Source organism: Psychrobacter sp. TB55-MNA-CIBAN-0194 (assembly GCF_040309505.1).
Taxonomy (GTDB): Bacteria; Pseudomonadota; Gammaproteobacteria; order Pseudomonadales; family Moraxellaceae; genus Psychrobacter; species Psychrobacter fozii.
The window spans coordinates 1-439 of the sequence record NZ_JBEOOW010000041.1 but is presented as its reverse complement, the minus strand read 5'-3'; the positions used below and the strand labels follow the sequence as shown (position 1 = coordinate 439).

Genomic DNA, 439 nt, shown 5'->3' with positions numbered 1-439 from the left:
GATAGGTAAGTATTGCAAAAAGAAATGATAAAAATAGGACCAAGCTTTAGATAACTAACAAGCATGGTTGTAGCAAAAGCGATTCAAAAATTATATAACATGAATAACTATCCATACGAATAGCAGGATGTATCGTATGTTTCTGGAGTAAGATTATGAAATGGCAAGGCAGACGAGGCAGCTCCAACGTACGTACGAGTAGCGGCGGTGGCAAGATGATCGGTGGTGGTATTGGCGGTATTATTATCGCGGGTATTTTGTGGTTAGTGTTTGGGGTCAACCCCATGACAGCCTTACAGACGGGTCAAGTAGTGGCTGGTGGTAGTAGTACCTCGACTGAGCCGGCGACCAGTGATGACCGTGATACACAGTTTGTGAAAGTCGTGCTCGCTGATACAGAAGAAGTGTGGCATCAAATATTTAATGAGGGCGGTAGTAC

The 439-nt window shown here is 44.0% G+C and carries 1 protein-coding gene; it reads left to right on the top strand.

Features of this window, described 5'->3' with window-relative positions; genetic code table 11:
• Window positions 1–155: 155 nt before the first annotated feature.
• Window positions 156–439, top strand: a 284-nt coding sequence (locus tag AAEY75_RS14160; protein WP_352259919.1) for a neutral zinc metallopeptidase, incomplete at its 3' end; no start/stop codon positions are given.